General features: G+C 52.5%; 16 protein-coding genes and 2 pseudogenes. 11 read left to right on the top strand and 7 right to left on the bottom strand.

What is annotated here, in order from left to right:
* Positions 1-360, top strand: coding sequence for an arsenate reductase (glutaredoxin) (gene arsC / locus ACERJC_RS19285; protein ID WP_094465615.1), 360 nt, complete (start codon positions 1-3; stop codon positions 358-360).
* Here arsC and ACERJC_RS19280 read toward each other — a convergent pair.
* Positions 357-1,202 carry a helix-turn-helix domain-containing protein gene (locus ACERJC_RS19280; protein WP_373672278.1) on the bottom strand — a complete coding sequence of 282 codons (846 nt, stop codon included), beginning with the start codon at positions 1,200-1,202 and terminating at the stop codon, positions 357-359. The two genes, arsC and ACERJC_RS19280, sit on opposite strands and share 4 nt — an antisense overlap.
* Before the next feature lie 155 nt (positions 1,203-1,357).
* Here ACERJC_RS19280 and celB point away from each other — a divergent pair, with 155 nt between their 5' ends.
* Genes celB through ACERJC_RS19265 form a run of 3 tightly spaced genes read left to right on the top strand, consistent with a single transcriptional unit; the run spans position 1,358 to position 5,070 of the window.
* Entirely contained in the window at positions 1,358-2,677 is a 1,320-nt protein-coding gene (gene celB / locus ACERJC_RS19275) for a PTS cellobiose transporter subunit IIC (RefSeq protein ID WP_178828016.1), read from the top strand.
* A 3-nt stretch (positions 2,678-2,680) separates the two neighbouring features.
* A complete protein-coding gene (locus ACERJC_RS19270; protein ID WP_373672277.1) occupies positions 2,681-3,637 on the top strand; it encodes a glycosylasparaginase in 957 nt (318 codons plus the stop codon).
* Positions 3,637-5,070 (top strand): leucyl aminopeptidase family protein, encoded by a 1,434-nt coding sequence (locus ACERJC_RS19265; protein WP_373672276.1) that lies wholly within the window; start codon positions 3,637-3,639, stop codon positions 5,068-5,070. The genes ACERJC_RS19270 and ACERJC_RS19265 overlap by 1 nt, the downstream gene beginning before the upstream one ends.
* Before the next feature lie 89 nt (positions 5,071-5,159).
* Here the strand turns inward: ACERJC_RS19265 and ACERJC_RS19260 are convergent, their stop codons facing one another.
* From ACERJC_RS19260 to ACERJC_RS19245, 4 genes are all read right to left on the bottom strand, one after another.
* Positions 5,160-5,861, bottom strand: a complete 702-nt coding sequence (locus tag ACERJC_RS19260) for a DnaA inactivator Hda (protein ID WP_373672337.1) — start codon at positions 5,859-5,861, stop codon at positions 5,160-5,162.
* A gap of 94 nt (positions 5,862-5,955) precedes the next feature.
* On the bottom strand, positions 5,956-7,245 hold the full coding sequence (gene uraA / locus ACERJC_RS19255; protein ID WP_046484976.1) for a uracil permease: 1,290 nt from the start codon (positions 7,243-7,245) through the stop codon (positions 5,956-5,958).
* Positions 7,246-7,340: 95 nt separating this feature from the next.
* Positions 7,341-7,967 (bottom strand): uracil phosphoribosyltransferase, encoded by a 627-nt coding sequence (gene upp / locus ACERJC_RS19250; RefSeq protein ID WP_103775515.1) that lies wholly within the window; start codon positions 7,965-7,967, stop codon positions 7,341-7,343.
* 181 nt (positions 7,968-8,148) lie between these two features.
* Positions 8,149-9,579, bottom strand: coding sequence for a 6-phospho-beta-glucosidase (locus ACERJC_RS19245; protein WP_373672275.1), 1,431 nt, complete (start codon positions 9,577-9,579; stop codon positions 8,149-8,151).
* Positions 9,580-9,841: 262 nt separating this feature from the next.
* Here ACERJC_RS19245 and purM point away from each other — a divergent pair, with 262 nt between their 5' ends.
* The 4 genes from purM (at position 9,842) to ppx (ending at position 15,317) form a co-directional block, all read left to right on the top strand.
* Positions 9,842-10,879: a phosphoribosylformylglycinamidine cyclo-ligase gene (gene purM / locus ACERJC_RS19240; RefSeq protein ID WP_373672274.1), complete on the top strand. Its 1,038-nt coding sequence runs from the start codon at positions 9,842-9,844 to the stop codon at positions 10,877-10,879.
* Positions 10,879-11,517, top strand: coding sequence for a phosphoribosylglycinamide formyltransferase (purN, locus tag ACERJC_RS19235; RefSeq protein WP_286632766.1), 639 nt, complete (start codon positions 10,879-10,881; stop codon positions 11,515-11,517). Before purM ends, purN begins: the two co-directional genes overlap by 1 nt.
* 187 nt (positions 11,518-11,704) lie before the next feature.
* Positions 11,705-13,771: a polyphosphate kinase 1 gene (gene ppk1 / locus ACERJC_RS19230; RefSeq protein ID WP_373672273.1), complete on the top strand. Its 2,067-nt coding sequence runs from the start codon at positions 11,705-11,707 to the stop codon at positions 13,769-13,771.
* 4 nt (positions 13,772-13,775) lie between these two features.
* Positions 13,776-15,317, top strand: coding sequence for an exopolyphosphatase (gene ppx / locus ACERJC_RS19225; protein ID WP_152402971.1), 1,542 nt, complete (start codon positions 13,776-13,778; stop codon positions 15,315-15,317).
* 7 nt (positions 15,318-15,324) lie between these two features.
* On the opposite strand, the gene ACERJC_RS19220 is transcribed toward ppx, so the two are convergent.
* Positions 15,325-17,565: a bifunctional diguanylate cyclase/phosphodiesterase gene (locus ACERJC_RS19220; protein WP_373672272.1), complete on the bottom strand. Its 2,241-nt coding sequence runs from the start codon at positions 17,563-17,565 to the stop codon at positions 15,325-15,327.
* Positions 17,566-17,727: 162 nt separating this feature from the next.
* Positions 17,728-17,874, bottom strand: a pseudogene (locus ACERJC_RS19215) (hypothetical protein).
* 40 nt (positions 17,875-17,914) lie between these two features.
* Here ACERJC_RS19215 and ACERJC_RS19210 point away from each other — a divergent pair.
* From ACERJC_RS19210 to ACERJC_RS19200, 3 genes and pseudogenes are all read left to right on the top strand, one after another.
* A complete protein-coding gene (locus ACERJC_RS19210) occupies positions 17,915-18,106 on the top strand; it encodes a YfgG family protein (RefSeq protein WP_012906630.1) in 192 nt (63 codons plus the stop codon).
* A 637-nt stretch (positions 18,107-18,743) separates the two neighbouring features.
* On the top strand, positions 18,744-20,294 hold the full coding sequence (locus ACERJC_RS19205) for a ComEC/Rec2 family competence protein (RefSeq protein ID WP_373672271.1): 1,551 nt from the start codon (positions 18,744-18,746) through the stop codon (positions 20,292-20,294).
* A 92-nt stretch (positions 20,295-20,386) separates the two neighbouring features.
* Positions 20,387-20,660: pseudogene (locus ACERJC_RS19200) on the top strand (integrase core domain-containing protein); the annotation flags it as partial.
* Positions 20,661-20,690 lie beyond the last annotated feature (30 nt).

The raw sequence follows: 20,690 nt of genomic DNA, 5'->3' as shown, positions 1-20,690 counted from the left end.
ATGTCAAAGGCCGTAAAAATCTACCATAACCCGCGTTGCTCAAAGAGCCGCGAAACGCTGAATCTGCTGCAATCGCACGGGGTGGAACCGGAAGTGGTGCTTTACCTGGAAACGCCCGCAGATGCCGCAACGCTGCGTCAGCTGTTGAAGATGTTGGGTATGTCCAGCGCCCGGGAACTGATGCGCCGGAAAGAAGATCTCTATGCATCGCTCAACCTGGCAGACAGCAGCCTGAGCGAAGAGGAACTGATTCAGGCAATGGTGGAAAACCCGAAACTGATGGAGCGCCCCATTGTCGTTGCGAACGGCCAGGCGCGCATCGGCCGTCCGCCGGAGCAGGTACTGGACATTATCGGCTAATCACTACGCCGTAGCGCTTCAAGAAAAGCCTGCGGCGTCATCTCCCCCAGTTTTTTTTGCGCCTTGCCAGTATTGTAACTTTCGCTAATCTCTGTCAGCAGCCGACTGGCCGATACATCCTTTACCCGTGGAACGATCGCCGCCAGCGGAAGATTGACCTGGACAGCATTCTGCACGTTCCGGTTTATTTTGTGCGTTATCCCCCGCGCTATCAGCCTCTGTTCCAGCCCAACGCAATTCGCGTCAGTAATGAAAGTCTCAATAGATTGTATATCAACAGGACAGGCCGCCAGTAGTGCATCCAGCCATTTCATGACCAGATGCGACGAAATCCCCGCATACAAACGCGCATAACACCAGCCGCTCACCGGTTCGCGAGCCCAGAGCAGATGATGCTCCCCGCCATCCTCCATATGCAATGACAGCGGGAGATGGCGTACCTCAAGCAAATGAGGGAACTGCCCGGCCTTCAGTGCTTTTTTCCCCTGCAAACACGCCCCCTGACGCTGCACCATCGCAGGTTTAAGATAACGATTTAGCGTTGCGCGGGAGACGCGAATTCCCAGTCCCTCATTGACCAGCAACAGAAGTTCATCTAACGGCGCGCCGGTGGCATCCCGCAGTCCGTTAACCAGCGCAATTTGTTCCTGTCTCATTGCTTTATGTATCACTTTCGGGGTGGTTTGCCGATCGACCGTCTGCTCACGTTGACGCCAGCGCCTGACCGTGGTGACCGAAATCCCTAACTCGGCGGCTAACTCCCTGTCGCTTTTATCAGACTGTTGCAGATAACGACGGATGCGCGGAGTGGTAGTGGCATTGGCATGCAGTTTTATTTCCATCGCCAGATTCCCGTTTCAAAAAAAACTAATCATATGAGATTTATATTCATACAGCGAACACATTGTGACCAGATTCACCTTTCGGTTAACGACCTTCACTGATAATCCATTGGCATAACACAACTACCCTCAGCCGATCTTGTACGGAGTTCACAATGAACAATGTTCTGGGATTTCTTGAAGCAAAACTGATGCCGCTTGCGGCCAAAACGGCGCAGCAGCGTCACCTGGGTGCGATCCGCGGTGCCTATGTTTCCTTTATGCCGTTCATTATCGTCGGCTCCATTCTGTTGGTTATCTCCTCTTTTCCGAACCAGACCTATCAGCAATTTATGTCTGGCGCGTTTGGCGAAAGCTGGAGCAGCATTATTGAGATCCCGTTCAACGCGGTGTTCTCAACAATGTCACTGTTTATCAGTTTCCTGGTTGCCTACCGTCTGGCGGAACACTACGGTGAAGACCGTATCTCCTGCGGCATTCTGGCGCTGGTCAGCTTTTTGATCCTCACCCCGTTTATCAAAGTTGCGGATAACGGCGGTATCACCGTGATACCTGTGGAGTGGATCGGCACTAAAGGGCTGTTCGTTGCGATGATTGGCTCGTTGCTGTGGACGGAATTGTTCTGCTGGCTGAAACGCAAAAAGCTGGTCATCAAGATGCCCGAAGGGGTTCCGCCTGCCGTACAGGAATCGTTCGCCGCGCTGATCCCGGCCCTGTTAGTGATGATCCTGGTGCTGGTCATTCGCATCCTGTTTGAAAATACTCACTACCAGACCATTCACCGGTTTATCTACGACGTGGTTGCGACGCCGGTTCGCCACTATGGCACCTCTTATTTTGGCGCGTTGATGACCGTATTCAGCATCACCATTTTATGGTCGGTGGGCATCAACTCCGGGTCGATGATCAATGGCATTATTCGTCCATTGTGGATGGAAAACCAAACGGATAACATCGCCGCGATTCAGGCGGGCGTTACGCCGCCGCATATTATCACCGAGCAGTTTTTTGACATGATCTGGATGGGCGGGGCTGGCGCAACCTTATCGCTGGTCATCGCGATGCTGATTTTTGCTCGCAGTAAAAATATGCGGGAAGTAGCCCGACTGGGAGCCGGCGCATCGATTTTCAATATTAATGAACCCATTCTGTTCGGTCTGCCGGTTATCATGAACCCTATCATGCTTATCCCGTTCAACCTGGTGCCTCTGGTGTTAGTCACCATCCAGTACGTCGCAATGAAAATCGGGGCTGTCGCCGTCACTACCGGGGTGTTCATCCCGTGGACACTGCCGCCGGTTATCAGTGGTTTTATCGTCACAGGCCATCTCAGCGGCAGCGTCATGCAAATCATTAATTTACTGATTGGCGCAATGCTCTATCTGCCCTTCATGCGCATTGTCGATAAACAATACCGCGCGGCGGAAATCGCCACACTGACACAAAACGAGAGCACACCCGTTAAACAGGAGTAAAACATGTGGGGAATTATCGCCACCTGGCGAATGGCGCTTGAAGGCGTTACGGAGGCCGCTTCTGCGCTGTCTGCAGGACAACCGACTGCCCGCGCGGTGGTGGATGCCGTTGCCGCTGTTGAGGACTTCCCATTGTACAAGTCCGTTGGCTACGGCGGGCTACCAACAGAAAATGGTGAGGTAGAACTGGATGCCGCGTTTATGGATGGCGACACGCTGGCGTTCGGCGCCGTGGGAAATCTCATGGACATCGCGAATCCGGTACGCGTAGCGCACGCCCTGAGCCGCCAGCGCTATAACAGCCTGCTTGTTGGCGAGGGCGCTCGCGAATGGGCGCTAAGCCAGGGGTTTGCTGAAAAAACCATGCTTACCGATCGCTCCATCCAGCACTATCGCAAACGCTGTCGCGAAACGCTGGATAAAGGGCTAAGTCCTTATGACGGCCACGATACCGTCGGAATCATCGGGCTGGACGCACACGGTTCGATGAGCGTGGCTACCTCCACCAGCGGTCTGTTTATGAAAAAACGCGGTCGTCTGGGGGACTCACCGATTATTGGCTCCGGTTTCTACTGTGATAGTCAAATCGGCGCCGCAACCGCCACGGGCGTCGGCGAAGACCTGATGAAGGGCTGCACCAGTTACGAGATCGTTCGCCGTATGGCGCAAGGCATGACGCCGCAGCAGGCAGCGGACTCGGTGGTTTTTGAACTTGAAGACAACCTGATGTCCCGCTTTGGTCGGGTGGGCGATTTGTCTGTCGTTTGTATGAACAACCGGGGAGAGTTTGGCGCGGCGACCAATATCAAAACCTTCACGTTTACCGTTGCCACAGCCAGCCAGCCGCTCACCGTTTATCTCGCTGAACGTCGACACGAAAAGACCCACTACCAGCCTGTCGATGAGGCCTGGATGCAGGCCTATGCGGCACGGATCCGTGCGCCAATAGAGGAAGAATAATGATTACCTATCAGTTGATTCATTCCCTTTCAGAGGCGCAACCCAACGCGCACCTGATTGCTCCGTCCACAAGCCAACCGTTACCGGACAGCACGCTGATAAACGAAATGCGTGCAACGGATAACATAGCAGATGCCTGTTTCGGCTGCGCCCCCTTCAAACGTATTACCCTTATTCCGCCAGCGCTGTGGCAGGACAACCTGACTGACGGTTTACTGAAGGCCCTGCGTCCACTGTTCGCCACGCCGGCCAGTGCCCGCGTGATTATTGATATCCGCGACATTCACGAAGCCGTGCTGCTTCAGGTTCTGCGTTTTCTGTTCAATCAGGTTTATCGCCTGAATGATCTACAGCTGAAAACAGCAGACAACGCGACGGTGCGACTCTCCCACATCGACGCGCTTTGTTTACCCGGGCAGCAGGAAGCATTAGAGATAATTTTTCGTCAACAGCAGGCCATTGCCAACGGAATGGTCGCCGCCCGCCGTCTTGCCGACACCCCATCCGACTGCTGTACGCCACAGTTTGTCGCCGACCAGGCGCAAGCGCTTTGCGCCGCCTTCCCCACTCTGCGTTGCGAAGTGCTGAATGAGCAGCAGATTGTTGAGCAGGGCCTCGGATTGTTACATGCGGTTGGCAAAGGCGCGGCATGCCCCCCGCGTCTGGTTGCCATTCATTACGATGGCGCAGCCGACGGCCCTGTCCGCTGCTATGTCGGAAAAGGCATCACCTTCGATACAGGAGGACTTTGGCTGAAAGAAGGCGCAGGCATGTACACCATGAAATACGATATGTGCGGCGCGGCAAATGTGTTGGGTCTGCTGCTTAGCGCAGCAGAGTTAAATTTGCCGGTGCGCATGATGGGCGTACTGGCACTGGCTGAAAATGCCATCGGGCCGAATGCGATGCAACCGGGCAATGTGGCGCGCGCCTGCAACGGTATGACGGTGGAGATTAATAATACCGATGCCGAAGGGCGACTGGTGCTCGCTGACGCCATCGCCTGGACCAGCCAACGCCATCCGCAGGCGCGTTATATCATCGATATGGCGACCTTAACCGGCGCGGTAGTGAAAGCACTGGGATACGAACTGAGCGGGCTGATGACACAGGATGAGTCGCTACGGGATAATCTCACCCGGGCAGGGAAAAAATGTGGCGATGAAGTCTGGTCTTTGCCACTGGACGCGCGCTTGCAGAAACAAACCGAAAGCGCGATTGCCGATCTCTGTAATACGCCCACGAACAATGCCGCGATCAGCGCGTCAGCGGCCTGGCTGTTGCATCATTTTTGTCCGCCAACTATCCCGTGGGCGCATCTCGACGTCAGCGGTACGGCGTTGTGGCGCGAAGGAGGGAAAAGCGTGGCGTCGGGCAGGCCCATTCCACTGCTGATGCAGCATTTGTTCAACGAGCTGGCAGTTGAGAAGTAAACCCCGGCGTTACGGCGTTTGTTCGGCAGCGGATGCCTGATGGCGCTACGCTTATCAGGCCTACTGTGATACGTAACCTTGTATTCCGGCTACAGCTTCAGGATCTCTTTCACGAACGGGATGGTTAATTTGCGCTGCGCGGTGATGGACGCATGATCAAGCTGATCGAGCGTTATAAACAGCGTGCGCATTTCCCTGTCGAGTCGCTTGAGCAAGAAGCGTCCCACGTCTTCCGGGAGTTCAAATCCACGCAGCCGCGCGCGCAACTGCAGCGCCTGCAGTTTGTCTTCATCCGACAGAGGTTGCAGCTTGTAGATTTGTCCCCAGTCCAGACGCGAGGCCAGATCGGGCAGACCGAGGTTTAACTGACGCGGCGGACGATCGCCGGTGATCAGCAACCGCGTTTTTCCAGATTCCAGAATGCGGTTGTAGAGATCAAAAATGGCCATCTCCCACAGTTCGTCCCCGGCGACGCATTCGATATTGTCGATGCAGACTAATGACAGATGTTCCATCCCGTCGAGCACTTCCGGGACAAACCAGGTGCGTTTGTCCAGCGGCACAAAGCCCACCGCATCACCACGCTGAGACAGTTCAGCGCACGCGGCGTGCAGTAAATGACTACGGCCCGCGCCTTCACGCGACCAGAGATAGATGTATCCGCTATGATCCTGGCGCAGCACGTTTTGCAGTGCAGCCAGTAAAGAGGCGTTATCCCCCGGCCAGAAACTTGAGAAAGTTTCGTCGTCAGGAAGATAAAGTGGCAAAGAGAGCTGTGCCGGTGTGTTCAGAGAGACCTCAATCCAGATTTCATTCAATCGCGATGAGTTTATCACAGAATTCTGTCGTGTTAGAACCGGGCAGCATCACTGCCCGGATCCCATGTTACTGCTGCGGCGTATCCGCATCTTCCGCGTCCAGCACCACTTCTTCCGGACGCAGGACAGAGATCAGCTTGAAGATCAGGCTCAGCGCGATCCCAACGATTGTCGCCAGCGCCATCCCTTTCAGCTCCGCCGCACCAATGTGTACCTTCGCCCCGCTGACGCCGATGATCAGGATAACAGAGGTCAGGATCAGGTTCTGCGCTTTGTTGTAATCCACTTTCGATTCAATCAGCACGCGGATACCGGACGCGCCGATCACTCCGTACAACAGCAATGACACCCCGCCCATAACCGGCAGTGGGATTATCTGGATAGCTGCCGCCAGTTTGCCGACGCAGGAGAGCAGAATGGCAAAAATCGCCGCACCGCCGATCACCCAGGTGCTGTAAACACGCGTGATCGCCATTACGCCAATGTTCTCACCATAAGTGGTGTTCGGCGTGGAGCCAAAGAAGCCGGAAATCACCGTCGACAGACCGTTAGCAAACATCGAGCGATGCAGGCCCGGATCGCGAACCAGATCCTTTTTGACGATATTCGCTGTCACCACCAGGTGACCAACGTGTTCGGCAATCACCACCAGCGCCGCAGGCAGAATGGTCAGAATAGCGAACCACTCAAAGCGAGGAGTGTAGAAGGTCGGCAGTGCAAACCAGTGCGCCTCGGCAATCGGTGTGGTATCGACCACGCCCATCGCAAATGACAACGCATAACCTGCCAGTACCCCAATCAGGATAGGGATGATCGCGAGGAAACCGCGGAACAGCACCGAGCCGAACACGGTAACCGCCAACGTCACCATCGAGATAATGATGGTCTTTGAGTCCGCAGTTTGTCCTTCCGCAGGCAGCAGCCCGGCCATTCCGGCGGCAACGCCTGCCAGTTCCAGACCGATGACGGCAACGATTGCGCCCATTGCCGCAGGAGGAAACATAACGTCTAGCCAGCCGGTACCGGCTTTCTTCACAATGAAAGACACCAGGCAGAACAGCACGCCACACATGATGAAGCCGCCCAGCGCCACTTCATATCCCAACGGCAGCAGTAGCAAAACCGGTGAGATAAAGGCGAAGCTTGAGCCTAAATAGGCCGGGATTTTTCCTTTACAGATAAAGAGATATAGCAATGTCCCGATCCCGTTGAATAACAAAACGGTGGCCGGGTTAATATGAAACAGAACTGGCACCAGCACGGTTGCGCCAAACATGGCGAACAGGTGTTGCAAACTAAGCGGGATTGTCTGTAAAAGCGGCGGTCTTTCACTCACCCCGATAGCACGGCGCGTCATAGTGTTTTCCTCTGAGTGTGTTTGTTATGAGTCGTTGAGTTGTTTTATTCAAAAAAAAGCCGACTCTTAAAGTCGGCTATTTATTAGTTATTCACTTACTTGGTACCAAAAATCTTATCGCCAGCATCACCAAGCCCCGGAATAATGTATCCGTGCTCGTTTAAGCCCTGGTCGATCGATGCGGTGTACAGTTCCACATCCGGATGCGCTTTTTCCAGCGCGGCGATGCCTTCCGGTGCCGCCACCAGCACCAGCACTTTAATGCTGCTGCAGCCCGCTTTTTTCAGCAGATCGATGGTTGCGATAACGGAACCCCCGGTCGCCAGCATCGGGTCGACGATCAGCGCCATGCGCTCGTCAATGTTAGAAACCAGCTTCTGGAAATACGGGACCGGCTCCAGCGTCTCTTCGTTACGGTACATGCCGACCACGCTGATACGCGCGCTTGGCACGTTTTCCAGCACGCCGTCCATCATCCCCAGGCCTGCACGCAGGATAGGCACGACGGTAATTTTTTTGCCTTTGATTTGATCCACTTCGACCGGACCATTCCAGCCTTCAATGGTCACTTTTTCAGTTTCCAGGCCCGCAGTCGCTTCGTAGGTCAGCAGACTGCCTACTTCCGAGGCGAGTTCACGAAAGCGTTTGGTGCTGATATCGTTCTCACGCATCAGACCCAGCTTGTGTTTGACGAGTGGGTGTTTGACTTCCACGATCTTCATACTCTTCTCCTTTCCTCAGACGAGTGGCAACCACAAAAAAATCGCCGGATTATACCGCTTTTCCTCTCTGGCGCAACATAACGTATGCATGACCTGGATCAAGCAAAGTGGTATACGTTTGGGTGATGAGTATAAAACACGCCCCGCATTCTGTGCGGGGCTGGGTGTCAAGTGGCTGAAATCAGAGGGATTCACCGTTGCTTTTTATCACCTGCTGATACCAGGCGAAAGATTTTTTAGGCCGCCGTGCCAGCGTCCCGCTACCGTCATTATTTTTATCGACGTAGATAAACCCGTAGCGTTTTTTCATTTCACCCGTTCCCGCAGAGACCAGATCGATACATCCCCATGGGGTATAACCCATCAGGTCCACGCCATCCTCTTCGACCGCTTTTTTCATCTCGCGAATGTGCGCGGCCATGTACTCAATACGATAACTGTCGTCCACGGTGCCGTCCGGTTGCTGAACATCAATCGCGCCAAACCCGTTCTCAACGATAAACAACGGTAGCTGGTAGTGATCCCAGAACCAGTTCAGCGAATAGCGCAGCCCCACCGGATCAATCTGCCAGCCCCAGTCCGATTTCTGTACGTAGGGGTTGGAAACGAGGCTTTTACTCTCGTCATAATCGAGCTGTGGATTATCGTCCGTCGCTTTGGTAGCAAACGACATGTAGTAGCTGAAGCCGATGTAATCCACACAGCCTTCAGACAGGGCAACGCGGTCTTCCTCAGTAATATCAAGGTCAAACTCGCGGCGCGCAAAATAGTTGAGGATATGCTGCGGATATTTCCCCCGCACATGCACGTCGGTAAACCAGTAGCGGCGGTGCATGGCATTCATCGCCATCATCATGTCATTCGGCGCACAGGTCAGTGGGTAGATTGGGCACATGGCAATCATGCAGCCTATCTGTAACGACGGGTTAATGTCTCGTGCGGCCTTCACCGCCTGCGCACTGGCCACTAGCTCGTAGTGCGCGGCCTGGTACATCACGGGTTCACGATCTTCGCCAGGCTGATACTTCAGACCAGAGTTCGTAAACGGCGCAAAGTCCTCATGGAAATTGGCCTGGTTGTTGATCTCATTGAAGGTCATCCAGTACTTCACTTTATGCTGATAGCGGGTAAAGACCACTTTTGCGAAGCGGACAAAAAAGTCGATCAGCTTCCGGTTGCGCCAGCCGCCATACTCCGTCACCAGATGGTAGGGCATTTCGAAATGCGACAGGGTAATCACCGGTTCAATGCCGTACTTCAGGCATTCATCAAACAAGTCATCATAAAATTGCAGTCCGGCCTCGTTTGGCTGCGTTTCATCCCCGCGCGGGAAAATACGCGTCCAGGCAATGGAGGTGCGAAAACATTTAAAGCCCATTTCCGCGAACAGCCTGATGTCCTCTTTGTAGCGGTGATAGAAATCGATCGCCTCGTGGTTAGGATAGTTTTTCCCTGGCAGCACGCCATCGGTGATTTCACGCGCCACGCCGTGAGCCCCCGCCGTCATGACGTCGGCAACGCTGACGCCTTTTCCCCCTTCCTGCCAACCGCCCTCGAGTTGGTGAGCCGCAACCGCCCCACCCCACATGAAATTCGCATTAAATCCAGACATAGTTTCCCTCGTTGATTCGCAATGGCAAAACAGAAACCGGTTTCAGTAAGATACTGAGCAATCCCTTCAATGCTTTCAAGGAGGAAACTGAACCCGGTTTCATTTTCGTGGGTCAGGTCATAAAAACGAGCCATCGCAGAGAAAATGCAGCAAAAATCGACAGATAAAAACGGATGTAACGCAGGCTCGCAAACGTTTGCTTTCCCTGTTAGAATTGCGCCGAATTTTACTTTTACCGTAAGAAAACGTGGGGAACCAGGCAGTGACCGATAAAACCTCTCTTAGCTACAAAGATGCCGGTGTTGATATTGACGCGGGTAATGCTCTGGTGGATCGAATCAAAGGCGTAGTGAAGAAAACTCGCCGCCCGGAAGTAATGGGTGGTCTGGGTGGCTTCGGTGCGCTGTGCGCATTGCCGCAAAAATATCGTGAACCGGTACTGGTTTCCGGCACTGATGGCGTAGGGACAAAACTGCGTCTGGCAATGGATCTGAAACGTCACGATACCATCGGCATCGATCTCGTGGCGATGTGCGTCAACGATCTGGTGGTTCAGGGTGCTGAACCGCTGTTTTTCCTCGACTACTATGCCACTGGTAAACTGGATGTGGATACCGCAGCCAGCGTGATTCAGGGTATCGCAGAAGGTTGTCTGCAGTCCGGCTGCGCGCTGGTTGGCGGGGAAACGGCGGAAATGCCGGGGATGTATCACGGTGAAGATTATGATGTCGCCGGTTTCTGCGTCGGCGTAGTAGAAAAATCAGAAATCATCGACGGTTCCAAAGTGACCGATGGCGATGTGCTGATTGCGCTGGGTTCCAGCGGCCCGCACTCCAACGGTTACTCACTGGTGCGTAAAATTGTGGACGTCAGCGGTTGCGATCCGCAAACGACGGATCTGGAAGGCAAACCGTTGGCCGATCACCTGCTGGCGCCGACCCGTATCTACGTGAAATCGATTCTGGAACTGATCGAGAAGGTTGATGTGCACGCTATTGCGCACCTGACCGGCGGCGGCTTCTGGGAAAACATTCCGCGCGTCCTGCCGGACAACACGCAGGCGGTGCTCGATGAGTCCTCCTGGCAGTGGCCAGCGGTCTTTAACTGGCTGCAGCAGGCCGGTAACGTCAGCCAGCATGAAATGTATCGTACCTTTAACTGCGGCGTCGGCATGGTCATTGCCCTGCCCGCGGCGGAAGTGGACAACGCCCTTGCCCTGCTTAAAGCAAAAGGTGAAGACGCGTGGAAAATCGGCGTCATCAAAGCGTCTGACTCCGCGCAGCGTGTGGTTATTGAATAATGAATATTGTGGTGCTTATTTCCGGTAACGGAAGCAATTTGCAGGCGATTATTGATGCCTGCAAAGCGAAGAAAATCAACGGCACCCTGCGGGCAGTATTCAGCAACAAGGCCGACGCGTTCGGCCTTGAGCGAGCCAGAAAAGCGGCAATCCCTGCCCATACGCTGACGGCTGACCAGTTTTCCAGCCGTGAAGCGTTTGACCGCGAACTGATCCTTGAGATCGACGCTTATGCGCCTGACGTGGTGGTGCTGGCCGGTTTCATGCGCATTCTGAGCCCGGCGTTCGTCGCACACTACAACGGACGGTTGCTGAATATTCACCCTTCCCTGCTGCCCAAATACCCCGGTTTACACACCCACCGTCAGGCACTGGAAAATGGCGATGAGGAACACGGCACGTCGGTCCACTTTGTGACTGACGAACTCGACGGCGGACCGGTCATTTTGCAGTCCAAAGTCCCGGTCTTTGAAGGCGATGACGAGGATGAAATCACCGCTCGCGTTCAGGTACAGGAACACGCCATTTATCCACTGGTGGTCAGTTGGTTTGTGGACGGGCGACTGAAAATGCACGATAACGCCGCCTGGCTGGACGGTGTTCGCCTGCCGCCACAGGGCTACGCTGCCGACGAATAAAACCGAGCCGGATATCGAACGTCATCCTTTATCCGGCCTGCTGTTCTCTTCACCCCCCCAATCCCCCTTCCTCTTTGCGATCGGACGGTTTATTGTCATACTTTTCTGGCACAGTTGGACATCTGAGCGCAATGCTCGCCATAATAATCAGGCAGTGTCCCGTGAATAAAACGGAGTATAAGTATTAATGGGTCAGGAAAAGCTATACATCGAGAAAGAGCTGAGCTGGTTAGCGTTCAACGAACGTGTGCTTCAGGAAGCTGCGGATAAATCAAACCCGCTGATCGAACGGATGCGTTTCTTAGGCATCTATTCCAATAACCTGGATGAATTCTACAAAGTTCGCTTCGCAGAACTCAAACGCCGCATCATTATCAGTGAAGAACAGGGTTCAAATTCGCATTCTCGCCACCTGTTAGGCAAAATCCAGTCCCGCGTGCTGAAAGCCGACCAGGAATTCGATGGCTTGTATAACGAACTGCTGCTGGAGATGGCGCGTAATCAGATCTTCCTGATTAACGAGCGTCAGCTGTCGGTCAATCAACAAAGCTGGTTGCGCCACTACTTCAAACAGTATCTGCGCCAGCACATCACCCCGATTTTAATTAACCGCGAAACGGATCTGGTGCAGTTCCTGAAGGATGATTACACCTATCTGGCAGTCGAAATTATCCGCGGTGACACAATTCGCTATGCGCTGCTGGAAATTCCGTCTGACAAGGTTCCTCGCTTTGTGAATCTGCCGCCGGAAGCCCCGCGTCGCCGCAAGCCGATGATCTTGCTGGACAACATTCTGCGCTACTGCCTGGACGATATCTTTAAGGGCTTCTTTGATTATGACGCGCTGAATGCCTATTCCATGAAAATGACCCGTGATGCCGAGTACGATCTGGTCCACGAGATGGAATCCAGCCTGATGGAGCTAATGTCCTCCAGTCTGAAACAGCGTCTGACCGCCGAGCCCGTGCGTTTTGTCTATCAGCGCGACATGCCTAATGCGCTAGTTGAAGTGCTGCGCGAGAAGCTGACGATTTCACGCTACGACTCTATCGTTCCCGGCGGGCGCTATCACAACTTTAAAGATTTCATTAATTTTCCCAATGTGGGCAAAGCGAATCTGGTGAATAAGCCGCTCCCGCGTCTGCGTCACATCTGGTTCGATAAAGAAAAATTCCGTAACGGATTTGACGCCATTCGCGAGCGCGATGTGCTGCTCTACTATCCGTATCATACCTTTGAGCACGTACTGGAACTGTTGCGTCAGGCGTCGTTTGACCCCAGCGTGCTGGCGATCAAAATCAATATCTACCGCGTCGCGAAAGACTCGCGCATTATCGACGCCATGATCCACGCCGCCCATAACGGTAAAAAAGTCACTGTGGTGGTGGAACTGCAGGCACGTTTTGACGAAGAGGCTAACATCCACTGGGCGAAGCGTCTGACGGAAGCGGGCGTTCACGTGATCTTCTCTGCGCCAGGCTTAAAAATTCACGCCAAGCTGTTCCTGATTTCGCGTAAAGAAGGCGAAGAGGTCGTGCGTTACGCCCATATCGGCACCGGTAACTTCAACGAAAAAACCGCCCGCCTGTATACCGACTATTCGCTGCTGACCGCCGATGCGCGGATCACTAACGAAGTCCGCCGGGTGTTCAATTTCATCGAGAACCCGTATCGCCCGGTGACGTTTGATTATCTGCTGGTCTCGCCGCAGAACTCGCGCCGCCTGCTGTATGAAATGATCGATCGTGAAATCGCCAACACCCAGCAGGGACTGCCCTCCGGCATCACATTGAAGCTGAATAACCTGGTGGATAAAGGGCTGGTCGATCGACTGTATGCCGCATCCAGCTCCGGTGTGGCGGTGAATCTGTTGATTCGCGGCATGTGCTCACTCATTCCGAATCTGGAAGGTATCAGCGATAATATCCGCGTCATCAGTATTGTGGACCGTTATCTTGAGCATGACCGGGTGTACATCTTCGAGAACGGCGGCGATAAGCAGGTCTATCTCTCCTCCGCGGACTGGATGACGCGTAATATCGACTACCGCATTGAGGTAGCGACGCCGCTGCTCGACCCACGTCTGAAGCAGCAGGTGCTGGATATTGTTGACATCCTGTTCAGCGATACGGTAAAAGCCCGCTACATCGATAAAGAACTGAGCAATCGCTACGTGCCGCGTGGAAACCGCCGCAAAGTGCAGTCGCAGTTGGCTATTTACGACTATATCAAATCACTCGAACAATCTGACTAACGCTATGCCAATACATGATAAGACCCCACGACCGCAGGAGTTTGCGGCGGTCGACCTCGGTTCAAACAGTTTTCACATGGTGATTGCCCGTGTGGTGGATGGCGCCATGCAGATTATTGGCCGTCTGAAGCAGCGCGTGCATCTGGCGGATGGTCTCGGCGAAGACAACATGCTGAGCGAAGAGGCGATGGAGCGTGGCTTAAGCTGCCTGTCGCTGTTCGCTGAACGCCTTCAGGGGTTCGCCCCCTCCAGCGTGTGTATCGTCGGGACGCATACGCTTCGTCAGGCGCAAAACGCCACCGATTTTCTCAAACGCGCGGAAAAGGTGATCCCTTATCCGATCGAAATCATTTCCGGCAATGAAGAGGCGCGCCTGATCTTTATGGGCGTTGAGCATACGCAACCGGAGAAAGGCCGCAAGCTGGTTATCGACATTGGCGGCGGCTCGACGGAACTGGTCATTGGCGAAAACTTTGAACCGAAGCTGGTTGAAAGCCGTCGTATGGGCTGCGTCAGCTTTGCGCAGATCTATTTCCCCGGCGGGGTTATTAGCCAGGAAAACTTCCAGCGCGCCAGAATGGCGGCGGCGCAGAAGCTTGAAACCTTGACCTGGCAATTCCGTATTCAGGGCTGGAACGTTGCATTAGGGGCCTCCGGCACCATCAAAGCCGCGCATGAAGTGCTCCTGGCAATGGGCGAGAAAGACGGCTTCATCACGCCTGAGCGTCTGGACAGGCTGGTTGCCGAACTGCTGCAACACCGTAGTTTCGAGGCGCTAAGCCTGCCGGGTTTATCTGAGGAGCGAAAAGCGGTCTTTGTTCCGGGGCTGGCAATTTTGTGCGGTGTCTTTGATGCGCTGGCGATCCGCGAGTTACGCCTTTCCGATGGTGCATTACGCGAAGGCGTGTTGTACGAAATGGAAGGTCGCTTCCGTCATCAGGATGTTCGCAGCCGCACCGCCAGCAGCCTGGCGAATCAGTACAATATCGACAGCGAGCAGGCTCGACGCGTGCTGGAAACTACCATGCAAATGTATGAGCAATGGCAGGAACAGCAGCCGAAGCTGGCGCATCCGCAGCTCGAGGCGCTGCTGAAATGGGCGGCAATGCTGCATGAGGTTGGGCTGAACATCAATCACAGCGGCCTGCATCGCCACTCGGCGTATATTCTGCAAAACAGCGATCTACCCGGCTTTAATCAGGAGCAGCAAACCATGATGGCCACGCTGGTTCGCTATCATCGTAAAGCGGTTAAGCTGGACGATCTCCCGCGCTTTACGCTGTTTAAGAAGAAGCAGTTCCTGCCGCTCATTCAACTGCTACGTCTTGGCGTGCTGCTGAACAACCAGCGTCAGGCCACAACCACGCCTCCCACGCTGACGCTCATCACCGACGACAACCACTGGACCCTGCGTTTCCCTCATGACTGGTTCAGCCAGAACGCGCTGGTTCTGCTCGATCTGGAAAAAGAACAGCAGTACTGGGAAGCCGTGACCGGCTGGCGTTTGAAAATCGAAGAAGAACGCTCACCGGAAATCGCTGCGTGAAGCACACTCAGGTGCCAGTAACTGGCACCTGCTCTTTCAACGTCTCGCTTAACGGCTGCGGCACGCCGATTAAATATCCCTGCATGTAGTCAATCCCCAGCGAAATTGCCGCGCGGCGAATCTCTTCGCTTTCGACAAACTCAGCGACCACCTGCATTTTCTTCATTCGTGCCAGATGACAGATCGAGGCTACTATCTGATAGTCGAGGCTATTCGAAACAATATTACGGATGAAGCTACCGTCAATCTTCAGAATATTGGCGTCAACGTTTTTTAGCCTTGCATAGCTGGCGTAACCCGTGCCGAAGTCATCGATGGCAATCTGGCAGCCCAACTGCTGCAGGTTTTGCAGCGTAGTTTCCGCCTGTCCGGCATTCATCAACGCCTGACTTTCCGTCACTTCAAAAATCAATTGCCATGCTTCGATCTGGTATTTGCTCAGTAGTTTACTGATGTCCTGCGCAAACCTGGCCCGACAGACAGAGGACGCCGACAAATTAAGTGCAACGCGACGAGCGGGCATCTGCGCACGATTCTCCGCCATAAAGCGTAACGTGTGTTCGATAACCCAGAGATCGATTCTGGAGGAGAGACCAAATTCGTGCGCGACGGGCAGGAAAGTGTCAGGGTTAATCATGCCACCGTCATCGTCCAGCAATCGCAGTAAAATCTCGTGATAAACATCGCCGCGAAGCCCTTCGATTGGCTGCGCCATCAGACAAAAACGGTCATGCTCCAGCGCATGCTGCAGCCGGTTCATCATCGCGACTTTGTCTCTCAGATTGCGCTGCATATTCATGGCACCACTACGCTCTAAATTCTCCGGCGTATTGGTCATAATGGACAACTCAGCAATGGTGCTCAACTCACCCAGCAACAAGTAGATGTGATTGACCGGAGAACGCACGTAACAATAGCTCATTCCCACCTGTGGCAGGAACGTCATACCATCCCAGACAAACCGGAACTTCTTGATATGCTCATCCAACGCTTCAATACGTTGCTGATGCGACTCCGTATTCAAGCGCAGCAACAGGTCAGGCCCGGACATTTGATAAACATGTTCATCTGGCCCCAACTTTTCGGCTATCCAGTGGGATAATTGCTGCTTGTACTGAATTCGCAGCATAATTCCGTAATTTTTTACAAGAAATTCCAGTTCAGGAACGCGCAGAAAGCACAGTGCTGACCAGGGTGTACTTCTCAGCGCGCGATTGAGTGCGCGCAGATTGGGAAGATGGACCACAGGGTCAAGAAACGCAAGGCGGCGGGCACGTCCGCTCACAATCCGCTGGCGCGTCGCCAGTACCGCCATGTAATTCACAATAAAAGAAAAAACCAGAAAACTGGAAGAGGTAATCGCCAGTTGCACATCGTAACCCGAATAAAATGGCGTATAACTTTTGTAATTATGAATCGCAATAATTAAAACCGGTGCCCACAGCAGCGATATGAAACGATAACCATAACGCATTGCTCCCCATAACATGACCGGGAGTAATAACGACATCGTATAGTTTGTACTGAATATTGAACTATTTTCATTCAATGGCATACAAAGCAAAGACATTAATGCGAACAATACCAGCAGCCAAATAATGACCTCTTTTTGTGAGACTTTGGCATCAAACTGTAATTTTAACTGTGAATAATAGCTGCGCAAATGTAACGGATTACGAATGACGCGAATAATAAAATAGAAGAGCGGCACACCAATCAAATTCCCCACCAGAATGCCCTGGTAGTTTATTAATGCGTTGATGTTAAACGGTGTTGCTCCCATTAAGCTCAGCTTACTTTCATACATCCCCACAAAGGCGGCAAACTGGAAAAGCACCAAAAATAACGTCGCAGGACAAAAAACTTGCCAAAAAATGCGGGGGAAAACCAGCTGCGCCTCGCCATGAGAAATGTTATTACGCCGGGGCGTAAAGACGCGGTAACCGCCCCAACTGAGCACAATAGCAATAAGAAAATGCACAATAATGGGCAGCGTTTCCGCCAACCCGACCTGGGAATATTTGCGAATAAAAATAGCCAGAATAATTCCGGGTAATGCAGCCCAACCGAAAAAAATCATCAGGCTCATCATGAGTGATAACGGTAAGAAGAAAAGGATAACGTCCCCGGTGGCCACATGCGCATAGGTATTCGTATGGCTCACAAGCGGTAAAAACAGGGAAGGTAAAACCAGAGGGAGTCCCCACCACTTATCTCTGATTGCAATATAGTTTTTATTCAGTCGCATAGATGCTCAGCGGACCCCCCAGAATCCTGAAGGGGGTGTATCAGACAGGCATCCCACCTGACGTCAAATTAAGATGAAAAACTCACCATACATGTCGCACCGATTTTAGTTATCAACGGAAAGTAAATTTTGACGTATATCAAATATTTTAGTCCCCATTAATCAATTATTACTTTTATTTCGCTGCGTTATCATTTTCACATTATTAATGTAAATAATGTAATTAATTTCCATAACACCTGGATATGAATCAACTGACGCAATTTTACATAATCAGTAATTGACCCGTCCGACACAGTGTGCCTTAATGTACTTATCGCCCGAATGGGCATCTCTTAAGGAACCTTTTGTGAGTCAGGCAACCAGTATGCGAAAACGACATCGATTTAACAGTCGCATGACCCGTATCGTATTGCTTATCAGCTTTATCTTCTTTTTTGGACGCTTTGTCTACTCTTCTATCGGTGCCTGGCATCATCATCAGGACAAAAAAGACGCGCAACAGTCCAGTCTCTCTGTCGAAACGCCTGCTCAACGTTAATCCTTTATTTCCAGACAGACGCCATCTGGTATTTTTTTCGCCCGGATAAAACAAAAAACCCCCTGTATAAACAGAGGGTTTTGTCGACTACGCGTCAGCGACGCGAAGGGATATTTACTCCCACTCAATTACCAATAACAATAAAAAATCATTATAAAACAATACCATGAAAACCACACACTACTCAATACCATGAAAAATACCCTTGTAGAAATGCATGGCAGCAAGAATAGCATTGTAACGGAGTGTAATCGGGTTTATGGTCAACGCATAGTGTCACACATCCGCCAACCACGGGAACTCGCATTCAAGGCCTGAATGTCCGAGCCAGCCTGATTGCGGTTTTTAAGATTGTTCCACTAGAAGGAAGGTATGCGGCGATTCCAGTCGTTTGCGAATATCGGCTTACTGGAAGTTATTCTATGCAACAGTACCGGACGTTCGTACACTTCACGTTTGCCGCAATAGAGGTCGTTATCTAGGGCATTAAAGCTAACCTTGCCTGATACAGCCCTATGCTAATTGCGCGGCAACAAGCCTGGCCCGTTTACATTTATCAAATGAAGTCGTACGGCACACATAACATAATATGTCCGCCACTGTTAGATGACTCAACAATTCTTAAAAAGGGAGGCGTATGAATCGCCATTTCAAAAGGGACTTTGACGACCGTGTCAAATTGCCACAAAGTGTATTTGGGCGGGTAGACCATGTCGTTACGTCAGGGCCTCCGGCCAACATTGTGCTAATTGCAGTTGATGCAATTGACGTCAAGTGGCTGAACGACCAGGCAAAACAAGACCCGCGATTTGACATCAATAGTCCTATAAAAGCGGTTGGGGCTTGGAAGAGCAAAGGCTTCCCAACACCCGGAACTCCGAGCATCTTTGAAAGCGCCCCACTATTTCGCATTGAAGTAGAATTAGATGCCAGAACAAACCCATTTGGACTGCCATTCTTGCCTGACTATGACGGACTAAATACGAACACGGGTTCGCAGGCTTTAGAGAGCGCATGGTTTAAGTTCGAGGTGTCTGCAACCCACCGTAAAGGCTTCACGCCTGCGCTAATCTATCCGGGCTTGTTCGCCCCGCCAATTTCCGCGTTTGTTCAGGGAACGATGCCGACACCTGTTCACGCCAATGCTCTGGCAGGAATATTTTCGTTGCAGCATTTCCCAAAAATATCGAGAGCTTGTCTTCAAGCTACTCTCAAGGGAACTCGCGCAGACATGCTCGCTGTCTACGATGTTGGGCAGGGAAACGCAAACGCTTTACTCAATGCGAATTCAGACATCACTTGTCATCCGCTGCCGTCGCTCTACTTTGACCTTGGTGCTGGGGTATATCGTAACAAGCACACAACGCCGACTCCCCTGCTTTTCTGCTTTACACTCTGCCCGCCAATTATACTGTCACACTGGGATGCAGATCATTGGGCTGGAGCGTACGCGACTGGAGTCGGTACTCCGCCAACCTATCCCGCACTTCTGCGCACATGGATTGCGCCACTACAAACTGTCGGACCACTGCACATTGCCTTTGCAAATGACATCATTGCCCAAGGTGGCAAACTCTCCATCTACAACCCGCCCCCGGGGGGGATTGATACGGTCGCACTCTCTATGAGGACTGAACTCCGATTGGCGCTCGGAACCGGGAATGGCAGAAACGACACTGGAATTGTTGCGGTAGTGGAGAACAGAAATCTAAGTCCCAGTAGAACCTGGCTTCTAACTGGCGACTGCAACTATACGCACATCGAGCCTTCATTAGCGCCTAAAAACCCTATAGCTGTGGTAGTCCCTCATCATGGAGCAAACCTTAATGGAGGAGCCGCTGCACCAAAACCATTCCGCGGTGTGAACGAGTACTGCCGCCTGCTCTATTCGTTCGGCCACGACAATGCACACGGGGCAACAGGTGTCCGCCACCCGACGCTCAACACGGCGACACTAAATATAGGAGCTGGGTGGGATCATGGAGCATGGCATTTACCCACTCCGGCTGATAAGGACCCTAACTCCTTCGATGACGTCAGAGCGACCGCACGACATACTGTTGCTGGAGCCACTGGCGCAAATCTTGGTGGTATCCTGGTGGGCTGGAACGGCCTTCCCGCAATATTCAAGTCCCCATGCGGTGGTGGTATAAGCATCCAGTGCACCACAACACCAGGACTGAGCTAGAGGCAGCCCGAATATGTGTCTATCGACGTCCACGGTCTGGAATCTTGGTTGCTTCTCTGAGTGTGAATTGCATTTACGGAGTAGTGAGTGCAGGTCAGGAGTTCACTTACCGTGCACTGGATCAATGGGCCTTTGAGCGTGGTGTTGAGTTGCGCTTAATCCAGCCGGGCAAGCCAACACAGAACGGATTTGTTGAGAGCTTTAACGGACGATTTCGCGATGAATGTCTGAATGAGCACTGGTTCAGCGATATGGAAAATCATTAATGACTGGTGACGGGATTATAACAAGTGCCGCCCACATCCAATAATGAATTGTCAGACGCCATCAGAGTTTGCAGCACGGTGGCGAAATGGAAAATGTTAAGGTAAACAAACCGACTCTACTAACTGACGA

The organism is Citrobacter telavivensis (assembly GCF_041807075.1).
In the GTDB taxonomy this organism is placed as follows: domain Bacteria; phylum Pseudomonadota; class Gammaproteobacteria; order Enterobacterales; family Enterobacteriaceae; genus Citrobacter_A; species Citrobacter_A telavivensis.
This window is presented reverse-complemented; position numbering and strand designations above follow the sequence as displayed.